This is a genomic window from Streptomyces sp. ICC4, assembly GCF_003287915.1.
GTDB lineage: Bacteria > Actinomycetota > Actinomycetes > Streptomycetales > Streptomycetaceae > Streptomyces > Streptomyces tritrimontium.
On sequence record NZ_CP030286.1, the window covers coordinates 5102748 to 5119741 of the forward strand.

The following is a 16994-nucleotide window of genomic DNA, read 5'->3' on the forward strand; positions in this document are numbered from 1 at the left end:
CCCGCCCCCTCCCGGGGCGGGCGGGCCGGCCGTTTCCGTAGGCCGGCCGGGTGGGCGTGCGACCCGGCCGGCGCACCCGGCGCGCCGGGTGCGGCCCGGTCCGGTTGGCTCGGCTCCGACGGCCCGCTCGGCGGGCGCGAGGAGGCCCGCATGACCACAGGCGACGCGGCAGGCGCGATAGGCAGGGCGGCCGCCACGGCCGCGATCCTCGCGGCGTCGGCCCTGGCCCTGACCCCACCCGCCGCCGCCGCCGCAGCCGACGACAACGGCGGCGGCGCGGCGGCGGCGTGCACCGCCGGGACCGGCCCCTACCAGCGGGAGTTGGAGGGCCACCTGCGGCGCCCGGCCGACGGCGTCCAGGACGCCGCGGACTGCGAGGCGGTCCGGGGGTTCCAGCGGGCGAACGGGATCCGGCCGGCCGACGGGTACGCCGGACTGGTCACCTACCGGACGATGGTCGCCGTCGCCGCCCGCACCGACCCCAACGCGGCCGGCGCCTGCCCCGTCCGCCCGCACCGGGTGACCTGCGTGGACATGGAGCGGCAACTGCTCTGGGTGCAGCGCGACGAGCGGATCGTCTTCCCGCCGGTGCCCGTCCGCACCGGCCGCGACGACGAGGAGACCCGCCCCGGCTGGCACGAGGTCTACTGGCGCAGCAAGGACCACAAGTCCACGCTCTACGACGACGCCCCCATGCCCTACGCCCAGTTCTTCGACGAGGGCCAAGCCCTGCACGGCCGCCCCGGCGACCTGTACGCCCACGGCGGCTCCGCCGGCTGCGTCAACCTTTCCGTCCCCGACGCCGAACGCCTCTGGAACCTGCTCACCGAGGGGGACGCGGTCTACGTCTGGGGCACCAAGCCCGGCACCGAGGACTGATGCCCGGCGTGTCCCGGCTCTTGGGACGGAACGGTGACACGCCCGTACCTTTCCGTGATCCCCCCGTGTGATTTCCTGGCAGTAAGCGCGCGACTGCCCGCGCGCGGGGGACATGGGGAGAACAAGAGTGAACCTGCAGCCGATACGCGGCCGCGTCCGCACCGGCCTGCCGGCCCTCCTGCTGGGCGCGGCCCTGCTGCTGACGAGCGCGTGCAGCGGCGGAGGCAGCGGCGGCGGCGCCGGCGGGAGCGGCGGCGCGGACGGTGGTGGCGGTACGACCGGTACCGAGGCGTCCAAGGCCGTCGTGAGCGTCAAGCCGGACGACGGTGCCAAGGAGGTCGCCACCAGCGGCGTCCTGAAGATATCGAGCACCGGCGGCAAGCTCAGCACCGTGACCGTCGCCGACACCAAGGGCAACGCGGTCGAGGGCAAGATGGCCGAGGACGGCGCGAGCTGGGAGCCCGCCCGCAACCTCGCCTCCGCGACCGAGTACAAGGTGCACGCGGTGGCCAAGGACGAGGCCGGCCGCGAGTCCGCCAAGGACACCACCTTCACCACCCTCACCCCGGTGAACACCTTCATCGGCCACTACACGCCCGAGGACGGCTCGACCGTCGGCGTGGGCATGCCGGTGTCGATCAACTTCACCCGCGGCATCACCAACCCCGAGGCCGTCGAGAAGGCCATCACGGTCACGGCCGAGCCGGCCGTGCCGATCGAGGGCCACTGGTTCGGCAACGACCGCCTCGACTTCCGCCCCGAGAAGTACTGGGCCGCGGGCACCACGGTCACCCTGAAGCTCGCGCTCGACGGGGTCGAGGGCCGCCCGGGGGTCTACGGCAAGCAGACCCGTACGGTCACCTTCAAGGTCGGACGCTCCCAGGTCACCACGGTCGACGCGGCCGAGCACGAGATGCAGGTCGTCCGCGACGGCGCGGTGGTCAAGAACATCCCGATCACCGCGGGCGCCCCCGCGAACACCACGTACAACGGCCAGATGGTCATCAGCGAGAAGTACAAGGTGACCCGGATGAACGGCGCCACCGTCGGCTTCGGCGGCGAGTACGACATCTCCGACGTCCCGCACGCGATGCGACTGACGACCTCGGGCACCTTCGTCCACGGCAACTACTGGGCCTCGTCCGGCACTTTCGGCTCGGAGAACGTCAGCCACGGCTGCGTGGGCCTGAAGGACGTCCGCGGCGCCGGTGACGGCAGTCAGCCCGCCGCCTGGTTCTTCGACGAGTCGATCATCGGCGACGTGGTCATCGTGAAGAACTCCAAGGACAAGACGGTGGCCCCCGACAACGGCCTCAACGGCTGGAACATGGACTGGGCGGACTGGATCAAGTAGCCCCGTCCCGTACGCGGTCGAGTGGCCCGGTGCTGTGACCCACAGCACCGGGCCACTCACGGTTAACGGGGGCTAACCTTCCCCGTATGACCATCTCTCTCGAAGTCTCCGAAGGCGTCGGCGTCATCCGGCTGGACCGGCCGCCCATGAACGCCCTGGACATCGCCACCCAGGACCGGCTGCGCGAGCTCGCCGTGGAGGCGACCGACCGGGCCGACGTCCGCGCGGTCGTCATCTACGGCGGCGAGAAGGTGTTCGCGGCGGGCGCGGACATCAAGGAGATGCAGACGATGGACCACGCGGCCATGGTCGCCCGGTCCCGCGGACTGCAGGACGCCTTCACCGCCGTGGCCCGGATCCCCAAGCCCGTGGTCGCGGCCGTCACCGGCTACGCCCTGGGCGGCGGCTGCGAGCTGGCGCTGTGCGCGGACTACCGGATCGCCGGCGACAACGCGAAGCTCGGCCAGCCCGAGATCCTGCTCGGCCTGATCCCGGGCGCGGGCGGCACCCAGCGGCTCTCCCGGCTGATCGGCCCCTCGAAGGCCAAGGACCTCATCTTCACCGGCCGCATGGTCAAGGCCGACGAGGCGCTCGCCCTGGGCCTCGTGGACCGCGTCGTGCCGGCCGCCGAGGTGTACGAGCAGGCGCACGCCTGGGCCGCCAAGCTCGCGCAGGGTCCGGCCCTCGCGCTGCGCGCCGCGAAGGAGTGCGTGGACGCGGGCCTGGAGGCCGACATCGACACGGGACTGACCATCGAACGGGGCTGGTTCGCGGGCCTGTTCGCCACCGAGGACCGTGAGCGCGGGATGCGCAGCTTCGTCGAAGAGGGGCCCGGCAAGGCCAAGTTCCTCTAGTGCTGTGACCGGAAAGGCTCACCGGGTCGCGGCGCCCGGCACGGCACCTCGCCGCGTTGTCGGACCACGGCGGTACGTCCAGTACGAGCCGTGGCCCTCCGCCTTGCGAGGCACCGCACCGGACACCGCGACCCGGCAAACCTTCCCGGCCACAGCACTAGCGCGGGGGCCCGTCCTTCTTGCGGGTGGATTAGCCAGGCCTTAAGGGAGCCTTAAGGTGAAAAGCTGATCCACTCAGGGTGATCACTGCCTTGCGGTACGTCACCGCAGGTCAAGGGGGCGTAGCGGGCTTCCGGTTGCCATGCGCATATGCCGGAACGCCTCCCTGGAATCCATGATTCCGGGGGGTGTTTTCCTGCGGAACGGCCCGGACGGCCGCACCGGCCGTCCATGATGGGTGCATGGCGGGTCTGGAGGGTGTGGAACAGCCGCGGCAGCGCAGCAGCGCTTCCGCCGTACGGCTCACGGCGGCCCTGGAGGACGAACAGGGCCTCAAGGCGCTGGAGTTGTACGGGAACCCGGCCGAGGCGGAAGTGACACTGCCGTCCATGCCCGAGTCGGCGAGCACCGCCCGCCGGCTCACCCAGTGCGTGGTGGTGCGCCTGTGGGGCCTCTCCCCGCAGATCGCCGAGCACGCCGTACTGCTGGTCTCGGAGCTCGTGGGCAACGCCGTCCGGCACACCGGGGCCCGGTCCTTCGGGTTACGGATGCTCCGGCGCCGGGGCTGGATCCGCATCGAGGTGCGCGACCCCTCGCGCGGGCTGCCCTGTCTGATGCCGGTGCACGAGCTGGACACCACGGGCCGGGGGCTGTTCCTCGTCGACAAGCTCTCGGACCGCTGGGGGGCGGACCTGCTGCCGCGCGGCAAGATCACCTGGTTCGAGATGCGCGTGGCCGACCGCTGAGGCGTGGCCGACCGCCGAAACGCAGAAACCCCCTGTCGCCGTTGGTGGGGCGCTGCGGGGGTTTCATGGGTGTGCCGAGGATCGAAGGGGGTGTGATCCTCGGCAGTGGGACTTCGCTCGGGTCAACGGGAAGCCGTGATTCCGACTATGGCAGACGAGGGACCAAATGCCAAAAGTCCCAAGTTGGACATAAGTGTGCATATCCTAAGAGTTTCCACCTAAATCCTAGGTGAGTTGGCCCACTGGCCTCGTAATCATTGAATAAGTATCCACCGCTCTGAGTGAATCGTTGATCACATAGCGGACAGGGCCCCTGTCGGGCAGGTCCCGTCGAAGGTCCTGAATTGGGTCAATCATTACCTACAGGGGCATCCACCCCTTAAATGGGCAGGTGCTCTGCTACCCGGACCGCCGATCCGCCCTCCGCGCCGGCGCGGCGGTCGCCGTCGGCGCCCTCACCGCCGCCTGCGGCAAGGACGCCCGTACCGCCCCCGCGTCCGCCGCCGCGTCCGCGCCCCCCGCGAAGGCCGCGCCGGACCGGGCGGCTGCCGCGGCCAAGGCGGCCCCCGCCCCGCGCCGGTTCGCCGGGCAGCCCGTCGAGATCGGGCACGGTCCGCGCGGCCGGCCGCAGGTCGCGCTCACCTTCCACGGCAACGGCGACCCCGCCGTCGCCAAGGCGGTCCTCGCGGAGGCGGAGCGCGCGGGCGCGCGGGTCACCGTACTGGCCATCGGCGCCTGGCTCGACGCCCACCCGGACATGGCCCGCCGGATCCTGGACGGCGGCCACGAGCTCGGCAACCACACCCAGCGCCACCTCGCGATCAACACCATGCCCGAAGCGCAGGCGTACGCCGAGATCACCGGCTGCGCCGACCGGCTCAAGCGGCTGACCGGGTCGATCGGCACCTGGTTCCGGCCGTCCCAGACCCAGTACGCCACCCCGCTCGTCCGAAAGCTGGCCCAGCGGGCCGGATATCCCCACGTCCTGTCCTACGACGTGGACTCCCTCGACTTCACCTCGCCCGGTGCCGCGGCCGTCATCCGCACCGTCACCGGGACGATCCAAGGCGGATCGGTGGTGAGCCTGCACTTCGGCTACGCGGACACGGTCGACGCGATGCCGCCCCTCCTCGAAGAACTCGCGCGCCGCGAACTGCGCGCGGTGACCACCACGGAGCTGCTGACCCCATGACGACCACCCGCCTTCCCCGGAAGGCCACCGTGCTGCTGGCCGGTCTGGTCCTCGCCGCCCTGACCGGCTGCGGGAACGCCGACAAGGGACCCGCCGAGGCGCTCGGCTCGAAGGGGCCCGCCCTGCCCGCCAAGGTCGTACCGGCCGCGCCGCCGGGCCTGGCCGGCATGCCGCCGCTCCTCGATCCCCACGACGTGTACGCGGCCGACCGGCCGAACAAGCTCTCCCCGGTGGTCAAGGACTTCCCGTCCCGCGTCTACGTGCCGAACACCAACTCCAACACGGTGTCCGTCATCGACCCGGTCACGTACAAGGTCATCGACACCATCCCGGTCGGCGTCCAGCCCCAGCACGTGGTCCCCTCCTGGGACATGAAGACCCTCTGGGTCAACAACAACCGCGGCCACACGCTCACCCCGATCAACCCGGCCACCGGCGAGGCGGGCAAGCCCGTCGAGGTGCACGACCCGTACAACCTGTACTTCACGCCCAACGGCAAGTACGCGATCGTCATGGCCTCGATGGACAAGGAACTGGTCTTCCGCGACCCGCACACGATGGACCGCGTGAAAACCGTCCCGGTGACCTGTTTCGGCGTCAATCACGCGGACTTCTCCGCCGACGGCCGCTACTTCATCGTGAGCTGCGAGTTCTCCGGTGAACTGCTCAAGGTCGACACCGAGAAGATGGAGGTCGTCGGCCAGCAGAAACTGCCGTTCGAGGGCGCGATGCCGCAGGACGTCAAGGTTTCGCCGGACGGGAAGACCTTCTACGTCGCGGACATGATGGCGCACGGCATGTGGGTGCTCGGCGGCGACAAGTTCGAGACCCCCAAGCTGCTGCCCACCGGAAAGGGCTGCCACGGCCTGTACGTCAGCCGCGACTCCAAGGAGATGTACGTCTCCAACCGGGGCGAAGGGTCCGTGTCCGTCTTCGACTTCACCCAGAACAAGCTGACCAAGAAGTGGGAGCTGCCCGACGGCGGCAGCCCCGACATGGGCGGCGTGTCCGCCGACGGCAAGGTGCTGTGGCTGTCGGGACGCTACAACTCCGAGGTCTACGCGATCGACACCACCAGCGGCAAGCAGCTCGCCCGGATCCCGGTGGGCGGCGGCCCGCACGGCCTCGCCGTGTACCCGCAGCCCGGCCGCTACTCGCTCGGCCACACCGGCATCTTCCGGTAGGCGCGAAGGCGCGAAGGCGCGAAAGTGCCCCGGGAACTCGCACAGCTCCCGGGGCACGCTCGTGCGCTCGCCGTCACCAGGCGACGGGGAGCCGTTCGGGGAGGCGCTTGATGAAGCCGGTCCGCCAGACCAGGTTCTCCGCCGGCACCGCGAGGCGCAGTCCGGGCAGCCGCTCGACCAGCACCTCCAGCGCGATCTCGGCGTGGGCCCGGCCCAGCGCGGAAGCCGGGCAGAAGTGCCGGCCGGCGCCGAACGCCAGATGGGGTCGGGGGCTCTCGCGCTCCAGGTCCAGCTCGTCCGGGCGCTCGAAGGCCGCCGGGTCGAAGTTGGCGCCCTCCAGCAGGACCAGGACGAGTTCGCCCTCCTTGACCAGCACGTCGCCGACCTGGACGTCCGCCATCGCGATGCGCGGCAGGCCGTCGCCGACGGACAGGTTCCAGCGCAGCAGTTCGTCCACGGCCTTGCCCATGCGCTCCGGGTGCTCGCGCAGGTACCCGATGAGCTCGGGCTTCTGCAGCAGCGCCAGGACCGCGAGGGTCAGGAAGGCGGAGGTGGACACCGCGCCGGCCCCGAAGAGGGAGACGGCGACGGTGGCGAACATGTCGTCGGTCAGGTGCGCCGACTCCGGGTCCGCCTCCTTCAGCTCGGCGAACCGGCCGAGGAGCCCCGTACGCTCCTCGGCCGGCAGCGCCAGCTGCGCCTTCAGCTGCTCCTCGAAGTAGCCGACGTCCTTGTACCAGTTGAGCGCCGAGTCGGCGAACGGTTCGCGCGCGGTCATGAACGCGACGTCCAGCCCCGACATCAGCCGCCGCCGGTCCTCGAACGGCACCCCCAGCACCTGGCAGTGCACGGCCGCCGAGAAGGGGTCGGAGAACCCCGCCCGCAGGTCCGCCGGCCCGCCCTCGGCCACGAGCCCGTCGACGAGCTCGCCGGCCATCGCGCGCAGCCGGTCCCGCAGGCCCTTCTGGCGCGGGTTGAGCGCCTTCATGACCGCGTCGCGCAGTCCGGCGCTGTTGATGTTGCCCATGTTGTTGACGACCTCGGGCGGGATCGTCAGGGCGTACTGGCGGGGGACGCCGGCGTTCGCCGTGTCCTTGAGGCTGAAGCGCTCGTCCTCCAGCACCTGCGTGGCCAGCGCGTAACTGCTCACCAGCCAGGCCGGGTCCCCGGTGAGGGTCCGGACCCGGGCGACCGGCGCCTTCTCGCGCAGCCAGGTGCACTCCTCGGGGAGCACGTCACCGCGCCGCGAGAGCGGGAAGTCGAGGAGGGCGCCACCGGTCCGCCCGGTGCCCTCAAGCTGCTCGACGCCCATCGACGGTCCCTTCGGTGTGGTTCGGGTCGCTCCGCGCGAGGTCGGCCGACTCGGGCCTTACGACGGCATACGCCTGGTTCCTGGTCGCGCGCAGTCCCCCACCGCGCGCGAAGAGGACATCGGTCATCGGCATCTTGACGTGGTAGGCCGCCACCGAGGACGGCACGTCGAGAATGCTCGGGGTGTCCACGAAGAACGGCAGCTCGGCCGCGATGTAATCGAAACATGCCTGCAACTGCGCGTCGGTGATGGATTCACCTTCCGGCAACTTGGAGCCGACAAAATGCAGGGCCATTTCCTCGCAGCCCTTGCGGAATTCGTCGTCGGTCGCCAGGAAATGGAGCACGCGCCTGTGCAGAAGTTGGTAGACGGGGTTCGACTGGAACTCGGAAAGTGCCCTCACACGGATCTCGGCATGGGGACGGCCTGATTCCTCCACGCCCTTGAGGATCCGTCGCCGGACGGCCTTTATTTCCTTCGTCGCACGCTTCTCCGCGTGTTCCCGCGTGTAGCCGAACGCGGCGAACATCCGGTCGACGTGGAGGTCCGCGTAGACGAAGTCGACCTGCGCGAAGCGGGTCGTCGCCCATCGGGCGAGGCTCGTGATGCGCTCGGAGCTGAAGTAGCTGTTCCCGGGGCTCACTCCGATGAGCACATGGTCGCCGTCTTCCCAGATATGGCGGCAGGTACGAGTGAAGGGCAGAACTTCGAATGATGCGTCAGCTGTGATCGTCACCTGTGTGATCGCCCTTGTTGCCGCTTGTCCCTGGGGGCCCTGCGCTCCCGGTGTGGCGGCAATGTCGCTACGTTATGCCGTGGTCCCGAAGCGTGACAAGTGGAGGCCTGAATTGGTGGCTGGAATTATCGCTTCCGCGCTACGGAAGGGTAATTGAATTTCTATCTGCCGCTCGAACGGGACCCGGGGCGTGGGGGGCGTCGGCATGCCGCTACCCTGAGCCGGTCAACAAGCACCAAGAAGGGGTGGACCCAGTGGCGGACATCGAGAGCGCACGGACGACGTTCGGCAAGTTCGACGTGAACGGTGACGGCTTCGTGACGGCCGACGAGTTCCGTTCGGCGATGGCGGCGATGGGCGACCCGTTCGTCACCGGACCGGTCGCGGAGGCCGTGATCGCCTCCAAGGACGCGAACTCCGACGGCCTGCTGAGCTTCGACGAGTTCTGGGCCTCGCTGAACAAGTAAGCCCCGCACAGCCCCCGGGTCGGCGCGCCGGGCCGGGGGAGCACGTCAGGCCTGCGGCCCGGCCGTGCCCTCCACCTCGGCGAGGGCCTCCTCCAGCCAGCGCAGCCAGAAGGTCTCCAGACCGGTTCCCGCGTGGAGCACGACCCGCCGCAACCGGTCCTCCTCGGCGTCCCGGCCGGCCGGGAAGTCCTTCTCCTCGATGGACTCGTACACGGCCAACTGGGCCCGGTGCAGCTCCAGATGGCGCCGCAGCTCCGCGGCCAGGCCCTGCGGCCCGACCACCGCGGCCGCCCGGATCCGCAGCAGCAGGGGATCGCGCACCGGCTTCGGGTCCTGGCTCTGCGCGACCCACCGGGCCAGCTCCCCGCTCCCGGCGGGCAGCACCTCGTACTGCTTCTTCTGCCCCCGCACGGGCACCTCGCTGGGCAGCGCCCGGATCAGCCCGGCGTCCTCCAGCCGGCCGAGCTCCCGGTAGATCTGCTGGTGCGTCGCGGACCAGAAGTACCCGATCGACTTGTCGAACCGCCGGGTCAGCTCCAGCCCCGACGAGGGCTTCTCGAGCAGGGCGGTGAGGATGGCGTGCGGCAGCGACATGCGGCCATCCTAGGTTTGCGGGAGCTCCAGGACCGCGATCCCGGGTCGCCGCCGCTGCCGCTCCGGTGCACCCGGCGCCCCTGGCGGCGAACCTGTCTACCGCCAGGCGGCCAGCGCCTGCGGATCGCGGGGCCCGGGAGCATCCGCGGCAAGCAGGCCGTGCGCGCGCAGGACGGCCGTCACCGCCGGGGACCAGGCCGGGCGCAGGCCCGCCGAGGCGAGCAGCGAGGGGTCCGACAGGAGGGTCCCGGCCGGGCCGAAGCGGATGCCCGACGGGGTCAGGACCGCCGCGTCGTCGGCCCAGCGGACCGCCAGGTCCACATCGTGGGTGGCCATGACCACCGTCGTGCCGGAGGCCTGGAGCCCCGCGAGGACGGCCAGCAGCCGCTCCTGGCCGTCCGGGTCGAGGCCGGCCGTCGGCTCGTCCAGGATCAGCACGCGCGGCGCCATCGCCACCGCCCCCGCGATCGCCGCGCGCTTGCGCTGGCCGTAGGACAGCAGGTGGGTGGGGCGGTCCCGGAGCGCGGTGATGTCCAGGGCGGCCAGCGCCGCGTCCACCCGGGCGCGGACCTCCGGCGCGGGCAGCCCCAGGTTCATCGGGCCGAAGGACACGTCCTGTTCGACCGAGGCCGCGAAGAGCTGGTCGTCCGGGTCCTGCACCACCAGCTGGACGGACGTGCGCAGCCGGGTCAGGCCGGCGCGGCCGTACGAGACGTCCGCGCCGTCGAGCCGCAGCGCGCCCGTGCCGGGCCGCAGGCCCCCGCTCAGCAGGCGCATCAGCGTGGTCTTGCCGCTGCCGTTGCGGCCCAGCAGGACCAGCGCCCGGCCCGGCGCGATGGCGAAGTCCACGCTGGTCAGGACCGCCGGACCGTCCTCGTAGGCGTAGCCCGCGCCGGTCAGTTCCACCACCGGGTTCAGCGACGGGTTCACAGGTAGAGCCCCTTCAGGGTGAGGGTCAGGGTGGTCAGGCCCGCCAGCAGGGCGCCCGAGGCCGCGAGGAAGCGCCACGACAGGGCCGCCTCCGGTACGAGGACCCGCAGCGCGCCGTCGTAGCCGCGCCCGGCCAGCCCCGCCTGGAGCCTGGCCGCGCGGTCGAAGGCCCGTACGAAGGAGGTCGCGGCGAGCCCGGCCAGGGAGCGCCACACCGCCGCCCGGCCGGTGTGCCCGAGGCGGGCGGCCTGGGCCCGGCGGACCTGGGCCATGGAGTCGAGGAGCAGGAAGCCGATCCGGTACATGACCAGGGCCACGTCCACCACGGGGGCCGGCACCCCGGCCCGGACCAGCCGGGGGAGCACGTCGGAGACCGGCGTGGTGAAGGCGAACAGCAGCAGCCCGAGCGAGGCCGCCGAGGTCCGCAGGAGCAGTTCGGCGGCGTGCCGGGGGCCGTCGGGCGCCAGCGAGAGCGGCCCCGTCGGGCCGCCGACCGCGAAGAGCAGCGGCAGCGCCCCGGTGAAGCAGAAACCGAGGGGGATGCGGAAGGCCCGCCACAGCTGCCGCCCGGCCACCCCCGCCGGGCCGAGCAGTACGGCGAGGGTGGCGACGGCCACCAGCGGCCCGCCCGGCCAGGGCGGCAGGCACACGGCGGTGACCGTCAGCCCGATCCCGAGCAGGGCCTTCTCCAGCGGGTGCCGGCCGCGCCAGCGGCTGCTGTGCGCGGCCACGTCGATCGGCAGCACCCGCCTACGCCTCCGGGGCGGTGGCCGGAGCGGCGGCGGCAGCGGCGGCAGCGGGGGCGGCGGCCGCGCCCTGGCGGCGGCCCTTGCGGACACCGAAGTAGTACGCGAGCACGCCCGCGCCCAGCGCCGCCTGCAGGGCGAACAGCGCGGACTCGATCTCGCCCGAGGGGGGCTCGTAGAGCGGGGTGAACCAGGGCTCGTAGTCCGGCTTCAGCTCGGTGATCGCCGTCTCGGCCTGCGCGTCGGCGCCGGTGAAGGGCTCCTCCTTGTGGTCGCCCATCCCCAGCGCGACCGGGAGGACGGCCAGCGCCGCCACCAGGAGCAGCAGCAGGGCGTTGATCTTCGCGTTCTTGGACATGCCGCTCATCAGACCGCCGCCTTCTCTTCGCTGCGGGCGGACGTCAGCTTCGCGACACCCAGCCGGACCAGGTCCGACTTGCTCGCCTGCATCAGCAGCCGCATCACCAGGACGGTCAGCAGGCCCTCGCTCACGGCCAGCGGAATCTGCGTGACCGCGAAGATCCCGCCGAACTTCGCGAGCGCCCCGAGGAGTCCGGTGGCCGGGTCCGGGAAGGCCAGCGCGAGCTGCACGCTGGTGACGCAGTAGGTGACCAGGTCCGCGAAGAAGGCTCCGAAGAAGACGGTCACCATCAGCGGGAGGCCGAACTTCCGCAGCAGCCGGTAGACGGCGTAGCCCGCCCAGGGGCCCGCGACGGCCATCGAGAAGACGTTGGCGCCGAGGGTGGTGAGCCCGCCGTGGGCCAGCAGCAGGGCCTGGAAGAGCAGGGTGATCGTGCCGAGCACCGCCATGATCGGCGGCCGGAACAGGATCGCCCCGAGCCCCGTGCCGGTGGGGTGCGAGCAACTGCCCGTCACCGAGGGGATCTTCAGGGCGGACAGGACGAAAGTGAATGCTCCGGACGCGCCGAGCAGCAGCGTGCTCTCCGGGTTCGCCTTCACCTCGCGGGTGAGCGAGCGGACGCCGTGGACGACGAAGGGAGCGGACGCGGCGCCCCAGGCGACCGCGTGCAACGGGGGTAGGAACCCCTCGGCTATATGCATGAGTGGGGAGACCTCTCCAGCACCTCGTGGATGGACAACGCGCCCCGGCCGGTCTCCTGGCTCACGGGTTGCCGTCCTGGCTCCGCCTTCCCGGGCAGCACGGAACCTCCCGCGCAGCCCAGTGGCTTTCCCGCAGGAGTGGAGCCGGACTTCCCGATCACAGTGGCGAGGGCCGCACCGGTTTCACACCGGTTTCCCGAACACCAAGGCCCGCTGACCCTAGTCGGACGCGCGGACCGGTACCAACCCGCCCCGATCACACCCACGGGCGGCCGGATTCCGGTTGGCTGTCACTCCCCGTGTCCGTGCGGCTGCCGACTGCCTCAATGGCCTCGCGCGAAAAGGGAGTTCCGCCGGTCCGCGGCCGCCGGAGACCGGCTGCCCCGTGTCGCGCGCCGTTCCGCCCGTACGGCCTCGACGGCGACGGGCACCTCGGGCCGGCCGGCCCCGCGCTGCGCGGCGGTCCGCGCGGGCGGGCACCGGACGGGCACCGGACGGGTGCGGTCCGGTGGCGGCCGCGGCCGGCCGCGGCAAGGCTGGGCGGGTGGCCGACGACACCGATACCGCGAACGTCCCCGACTACTCCGGCCTGAGCGCCGTCTACGTCAACTGCACGCTCAAACGCTCGCCCGAGCCCAGCAACACCGAGGGCCTGATCGACAAGAGCCGCGCAGTGATGCACGCGGCGGGCGTCCGGACCTCGCTCATCCGGGCGGTCGACCACGACATCGCCACCGGCGTCTGGCCCGACATGACCGACCACGGCTGGGAGGGCGACCAGTGGCCGGTCCTCTACAGCCAGATCATGGACGCCGACATCCTCGTGCTGTGCGGCCCGATCTGGCTCGGGGACAACAGCTCGGTGATGAAGCAGGTCATCGAGCGGCTCTACGCCTGCTCCTCGATCCTCAACGAGCAGGGCCAGTACGCCTACTACGGGCGCGTCGGCGGAGCACTGATCACCGGCAACGAGGACGGCGTCAAACACTGCGCCATGAACATCCTGTACAGCCTCCAGCACCTGGGCTACGCGATCCCGCCGCAGGCCGACGCCGGCTGGATCGGCGAGGCCGGGCCCGGGCCCTCGTACCTGGACCCCGGTTCCGGCGGCCCCGAGAACGACTTCACCAACCGCAACACCGCCTTCATGAGCTGGAACCTGATGCACCTGGCGGCCCTGCTCAAGCGGTCCGGCGGGATGCCGGCGCACGGCAACCAGCGCTCCCTGTGGGACGCGGGCTGCCGCTTCGACTTCCCGAACCCCGAGCACAGATAGCGGGAGTGGATGGGCGGCGGGGTCGGGGGGGAATAAGAGACAGGAGGGGACCTTCCCGCACCGCCACACCCACAGCGCCGAGCCCACGCGGCCGGACGGCACCCGCCGCGCCCTGCGCATCGGCCTCGGCGGCCCCGTCGGCTCCGGCAAGACCGCCACCGTCGCCGCCCTGTGCCGGGCCCTGCGCGCCGAGCTGTCCATGGCCGTGGTCACCAACGACATCTACACCCGCGAGGACGCGGAGTTCCTGCTCCGCGAGGCGGTCCTGCCGCCCGAGCGGATCAGCGCCGTCGAGACCGGAGCCTGCCCGCACACCGCGATCCGCGACGACATCTCCGCCAACCTCGAGGCCGTGGAGGAGCTGGAAGAGGCCTTCCGGGAGAGCGGCCCGCTCGACCTGATCCTCGTGGAGTCCGGCGGCGACAACCTCACCGCCACCTTCTCCCGGGGCCTCGTTGACGCGCAGATCTTCGTCATCGACGTGGCCGGCGGCGACGACATCCCCCGCAAGGGCGGCCCCGGCGTCACCACCGCCGACCTCCTCGTCGTCAACAAGACCGACCTCGCCCCCCACGTCGGCTCCGACCTCGACCGGATGGCCCGCGACGCGGCCGAGCAGCGCGGCGAACTGCCCGTCACCTTCCAGTCCCTGCGCGGCGGGGACGGCGTGGCCCCGGTGGCGGCGTGGGTGCGCGAGCGGATCGCCGCCTGGACCGGCGCATGAGCCGTACGGGGGCCGGCGCGGCCCCCGCCGAAGCCCCGCCCCGGGCACCGGCGCCCGGCCCGGCGCACCAGGCGGGCCAGCCGGGCCAGGCGCACCGGGCGAGCCCGACCGGCCTGCGCGCCACCGCCCGGATCCGTGCCGTGGCCGACGGGCGCGGCTCCACCGCCCTGCCGCTGCTGGCCGGTGAGGGCCCGCTCGCCCTGCGCCGCACCCGGGGCGAGGGAGCCGAAGCCGGGGTCATGCTGGTCGGCGCCATGAGCGCGCCCCTCGGCGGCGACCACCTCACGGTCGAAGCCGAGGCCGGCCCCGGCGCCCGGCTCGTGCTGCGCTCGGCCGCGGCCACCCTGGCCCTGCCCGGCCGCCGCGGCGAGCCCGCGCGGTACGACGTACGGCTCGCGCTGGCGGACCGGGCGGCGGTGCGCTGGCTGCCGGAGCCGCTCGTCTGCGTGCGCGGAAGCGACCTGCGGGTGCGCACCCGCGCCGAACTCGCCCCCACCGCCCGCCTCCTGCTGCGCGAGGAGCAGGTCCTAGGCCGCACGGCGGAGCCCCCGGGCCTGCTGCGCAGCCGGCTCACCGTGACCCGGGCGGGGCGGCCGTTGCTGGACCAGGAGCTGGCGTGCGGACCCGGAGCGCCCGGAGGCTGGGACGGCCCGGCGGGGCTCGCGGGCCACCGGGCGGTCGGTCAGCTCCTCATCGTGGACCCGGAGTTCGCGGCGGCCCCGCCGCGGGCCCGGATGCTCGGGGAGTTCGCCTCGGCCGCACCGCTGGCCGGGCCCGCGGTGCTGGTCACGGCCCTGGCCCCGGACGCCCTGCGGCTGCGCGAACTCCTCGACGAGGCCTGCCGCGCCTACGGTTGGTGACGCTCCGGCCGGCCCCGGCCGGACCCGGGACGAACCAGGCACCGCTCAGCGGTACACCCATTTCCGGATATCGGGTTGGCAAAGAACCGGTCCCCGCTCTGTCGCCCGCTCCTGATCAGGCGAAAGTATCCCCCTGAACGCCGACGCATCCGACCGCAAGAACCACGCCGCCCACGGCGGCAGATGACGCAGGGGGAACAACCACGTGATACGCAACGCGGCGCTGGGGAGCGCCGCCACACTGATCACCGGCACGCTGGCGGCGAGCCTGCTGCTCGCCCCGTCCGCGTCGGCCTCCGAGGCCTTCCCGTCCGGCCGCGACCACGGGGTCGCCGAGGCGATCGGCACGCAGATCGCGGCCGCCCGCGCCGCGCGCACCGGGATCGACTGGAAGGACTGTCCGGCCGACTGGGGCTTCGCCCCGCCCATCCAGTGCGGCTACGTGAAGGTCCCGCTGGACTACACCAAGCCCTTCGGCAAGACGATCGACCTGGCGCTCGACCGCGCCGTCAGCACCGGCACCAAGGGCGAGCGCCAGGGCGCGCTCATCTACAACCCGGGCGGCCCCGGCGGCTCCGGCATGCGCTTCCCGCGCCGCGTCACCACCCAGAGCCCGCTGTGGGTCAACACGGCCAAGGCGTACGACTTCGTGGGCTTCGACCCGCGCGGCGTCGGCCACTCCGCGCCGATCTCCTGCATCGACCCGCAGGAGTACGTCAAGGCCCCCAAGGCCGACCCGGTCCCGGACAGCGAGGCCGACAAGCGCGCCCAGCGCAAGCTGGCGGCCGAGTACGCGGACGGCTGCAAGGAGCGCAGCGGCGAGATGCTGCCGTTCATGACCACGCCGAACATCGCGCGCGACCTGGACGTCATCCGTGCCGCGCTCGGCGAGCAGAAGCTGAACTTCCTCGGCGTCTCCTACGGCACCTACATCGGCGGGGTCTACGCGACCCTGTTCCCGAACCACGTGCGCCGCATGATCGTCGACAGCGTGGTCGACCCGGACCGCGACAACATCTGGTACGAGGCCAACCTCGGCCAGGACGTCGCCTTCCAGACCCGCTGGAACGACTGGCAGGACTGGGTCGCCAAGAACGACGCCTCCTTCCACCTCGGCACCACCCGCGCCCAGGTCGAAGCCCGCTACCAGACGCTGCGCGCCAAGGCCAAGGCCAACCCGCTCGGCGGGGTCGTCGGCCCGGCCGAGCTCATCGGCTTCTTCCAGGGCGCCCCGTACTACGACTCCTCCTGGGTGCCCGTCGCCCAGACCTGGGCCGCGTACGAGGCCGGCGACGAGCAGGCGCTGATCGACGCCATCGCCCCCGACATGAGCGACATCCAGGGCAACATCTCCTCGGAGAACGGCAACGCCGTCTACACCGCCGTCGAGTGCGCCGATGCCAAGTGGCCGACCAGCTGGTCCAAGTGGGACCGGGACAACAGCAAGCTGCACGCCAAGTACCCGTTCCTGACCTGGTCCAACGCGTGGATGAACCTGCCCTGCGCGACCTGGAAGTCCAAGCAGAGCAACCCGATCGAGGTCGGTGTCGGCCCGGGGCGCGGTCTGCCGCCGGTCCTGATCGTCCAGTCCGAGCGTGACGCGGCCACGCCGTACAAGGGCGGGGTCTCCCTGCACAAGCGCCTCGCCGGCTCGCGTCTGATCACCGAGGAGAACGCCGGTTCGCACGGTGTCACCAACCTGGTGAACCCCTGCATCAACACCCGGGTGGACACCTACCTGCTGACCGGCAAGGTCGACGCCAAGGACGTGAAGTGCGCTCCGCACGCCACCCCGGTGGCGCCCGCCCCGGCGGCCGCGAAGTCCCTCACCCAGGCTCCGGCCGACGCCCGGCGCGCGGCCGACGAGCTCCCGTCCGTCCGCTAGTGCCGTGACCGCGGTGCGCGGCTGCCGGCCGCGC

Annotated in this window: 17 protein-coding genes, 1 pseudogene and 1 riboswitch; of the genes and pseudogenes, 11 read left to right on the top strand and 7 right to left on the bottom strand. The window is 71.9% G+C overall.

Features of this window, described 5'->3' with window-relative positions; all coding sequences use genetic code 11:
* Positions 1-150: 150 nt before the first annotated feature.
* The 6 genes from DRB89_RS23765 to DRB89_RS23790 all read left to right on the top strand — a co-directional run bounded on the left by DRB89_RS23765 (position 151) and on the right by DRB89_RS23790 (position 6368).
* Positions 151-879 (top strand): L,D-transpeptidase family protein, encoded by a 729-nt coding sequence (locus tag DRB89_RS23765; RefSeq protein WP_112449459.1) that lies wholly within the window; start codon positions 151-153, stop codon positions 877-879.
* Between the two features lie 133 nt (positions 880-1012).
* Entirely contained in the window at positions 1013-2233 is a 1221-nt protein-coding gene (locus DRB89_RS23770; RefSeq protein WP_239516844.1) for an Ig-like domain-containing protein, read from the top strand.
* Between the two features lie 86 nt (positions 2234-2319).
* On the top strand, positions 2320-3087 hold the full coding sequence (locus tag DRB89_RS23775; protein WP_112449457.1) for an enoyl-CoA hydratase-related protein: 768 nt from the start codon (positions 2320-2322) through the stop codon (positions 3085-3087).
* Between the two features lie 401 nt (positions 3088-3488).
* Complete coding sequence (locus DRB89_RS23780) at positions 3489-3992, top strand: ATP-binding protein (RefSeq protein WP_112449456.1); 504 nt, start codon at positions 3489-3491, stop codon at positions 3990-3992.
* A 391-nt stretch (positions 3993-4383) separates the two neighbouring features.
* The gene (locus DRB89_RS23785) at positions 4384-5184 is read left to right on the top strand and encodes a polysaccharide deacetylase family protein (protein WP_112449455.1); all 801 of its coding nucleotides are present in this window, start codon (positions 4384-4386) and stop codon (positions 5182-5184) included.
* On the top strand, positions 5181-6368 hold the full coding sequence (locus tag DRB89_RS23790; protein ID WP_112449454.1) for a YncE family protein: 1188 nt from the start codon (positions 5181-5183) through the stop codon (positions 6366-6368). Before DRB89_RS23785 ends, DRB89_RS23790 begins: the two co-directional genes overlap by 4 nt.
* 73 nt (positions 6369-6441) lie before the next feature.
* Here the strand turns inward: DRB89_RS23790 and DRB89_RS23795 are convergent, their stop codons facing one another.
* The gene (locus tag DRB89_RS23795; protein ID WP_112449453.1) at positions 6442-7680 is read right to left on the bottom strand and encodes a cytochrome P450; all 1239 of its coding nucleotides are present in this window, start codon (positions 7678-7680) and stop codon (positions 6442-6444) included.
* On the bottom strand, positions 7661-8416 hold the full coding sequence (locus tag DRB89_RS23800; protein ID WP_112449452.1) for a tRNA-dependent cyclodipeptide synthase: 756 nt from the start codon (positions 8414-8416) through the stop codon (positions 7661-7663). Before DRB89_RS23800 ends, DRB89_RS23795 begins: the two co-directional genes overlap by 20 nt.
* Before the next feature lie 254 nt (positions 8417-8670).
* On the opposite strand from DRB89_RS23800, the gene DRB89_RS23805 reads away from it, so the two are divergent.
* Positions 8671-8883 carry an EF-hand domain-containing protein gene (locus DRB89_RS23805; protein ID WP_112449451.1) on the top strand — a complete coding sequence of 71 codons (213 nt, stop codon included), beginning with the start codon at positions 8671-8673 and terminating at the stop codon, positions 8881-8883.
* A 45-nt stretch (positions 8884-8928) separates the two neighbouring features.
* On the opposite strand, the gene DRB89_RS23810 is transcribed toward DRB89_RS23805, so the two are convergent.
* The 5 genes from DRB89_RS23810 to DRB89_RS23830 form a co-directional block, all read right to left on the bottom strand.
* Complete coding sequence (locus DRB89_RS23810; RefSeq protein ID WP_112449450.1) at positions 8929-9477, bottom strand: PadR family transcriptional regulator; 549 nt, start codon at positions 9475-9477, stop codon at positions 8929-8931.
* 96 nt (positions 9478-9573) lie between these two features.
* Entirely contained in the window at positions 9574-10407 is an 834-nt protein-coding gene (locus DRB89_RS23815; RefSeq protein ID WP_239516303.1) for an ATP-binding cassette domain-containing protein, read from the bottom strand.
* Positions 10404-11153 (bottom strand): cobalt ECF transporter T component CbiQ, encoded by a 750-nt coding sequence (cbiQ, locus tag DRB89_RS23820; protein WP_112449449.1) that lies wholly within the window; start codon positions 11151-11153, stop codon positions 10404-10406. Before cbiQ ends, DRB89_RS23815 begins: the two co-directional genes overlap by 4 nt.
* 4 nt (positions 11154-11157) lie before the next feature.
* Positions 11158-11511 carry an energy-coupling factor ABC transporter substrate-binding protein gene (locus DRB89_RS23825; protein WP_112449448.1) on the bottom strand — a complete coding sequence of 118 codons (354 nt, stop codon included), beginning with the start codon at positions 11509-11511 and terminating at the stop codon, positions 11158-11160.
* Positions 11512-11519: 8 nt separating this feature from the next.
* Positions 11520-12215 carry an energy-coupling factor ABC transporter permease gene (locus tag DRB89_RS23830; RefSeq protein WP_112449447.1) on the bottom strand — a complete coding sequence of 232 codons (696 nt, stop codon included), beginning with the start codon at positions 12213-12215 and terminating at the stop codon, positions 11520-11522.
* A 28-nt stretch (positions 12216-12243) separates the two neighbouring features.
* Positions 12244-12438: riboswitch (cobalamin riboswitch) on the bottom strand.
* Between the two features lie 321 nt (positions 12439-12759).
* On the opposite strand from DRB89_RS23830, the gene DRB89_RS23835 reads away from it, so the two are divergent.
* The 4 genes and pseudogenes from DRB89_RS23835 (at position 12760) to DRB89_RS23850 (ending at position 16960) form a co-directional block, all read left to right on the top strand.
* Positions 12760-13491 (top strand): flavodoxin family protein, encoded by a 732-nt coding sequence (locus tag DRB89_RS23835; protein WP_112453527.1) that lies wholly within the window; start codon positions 12760-12762, stop codon positions 13489-13491.
* A gap of 52 nt (positions 13492-13543) precedes the next feature.
* Positions 13544-14215 (top strand): annotated as a pseudogene (gene ureG, locus DRB89_RS23840) (urease accessory protein UreG); the annotation flags it as partial.
* Positions 14212-15075: an urease accessory protein UreD gene (locus DRB89_RS23845; RefSeq protein ID WP_112449356.1), complete on the top strand. Its 864-nt coding sequence runs from the start codon at positions 14212-14214 to the stop codon at positions 15073-15075. The pseudogene ureG and the gene DRB89_RS23845, both read left to right, overlap by 4 nt.
* A gap of 205 nt (positions 15076-15280) precedes the next feature.
* On the top strand, positions 15281-16960 hold the full coding sequence (locus DRB89_RS23850) for an alpha/beta hydrolase (RefSeq protein WP_112449357.1): 1680 nt from the start codon (positions 15281-15283) through the stop codon (positions 16958-16960).
* Positions 16961-16994: the final 34 nt, after the last annotated feature.

Bases quoted from the DNA above. Each gene is read 5' to 3' on its own strand.
- DRB89_RS23845 (WP_112449356.1), top strand. From the start codon at position 14,212: ATGAGCCGTACGGGGGCCGGCGCGGCCCCCGCCGAAGCCCCGCCCCGG.
- DRB89_RS23810 (WP_112449450.1), bottom strand. From the start codon at position 9,477: ATGTCGCTGCCGCACGCCATCCTCACCGCCCTGCTCGAGAAGCCCTCG.
- DRB89_RS23830 (WP_112449447.1), bottom strand. From the start codon at position 12,215: ATGCATATAGCCGAGGGGTTCCTACCCCCGTTGCACGCGGTCGCCTGG.
- DRB89_RS23780 (WP_112449456.1), top strand. From the start codon at position 3,489: ATGGCGGGTCTGGAGGGTGTGGAACAGCCGCGGCAGCGCAGCAGCGCT.
- DRB89_RS23765 (WP_112449459.1), top strand. From the start codon at position 151: ATGACCACAGGCGACGCGGCAGGCGCGATAGGCAGGGCGGCCGCCACG.
- DRB89_RS23795 (WP_112449453.1), bottom strand. From the start codon at position 7,680: ATGGGCGTCGAGCAGCTTGAGGGCACCGGGCGGACCGGTGGCGCCCTC.
- DRB89_RS23775 (WP_112449457.1), top strand. From the start codon at position 2,320: ATGACCATCTCTCTCGAAGTCTCCGAAGGCGTCGGCGTCATCCGGCTG.
- DRB89_RS23790 (WP_112449454.1), top strand. From the start codon at position 5,181: ATGACGACCACCCGCCTTCCCCGGAAGGCCACCGTGCTGCTGGCCGGT.
- DRB89_RS23825 (WP_112449448.1), bottom strand. From the start codon at position 11,511: ATGTCCAAGAACGCGAAGATCAACGCCCTGCTGCTGCTCCTGGTGGCG.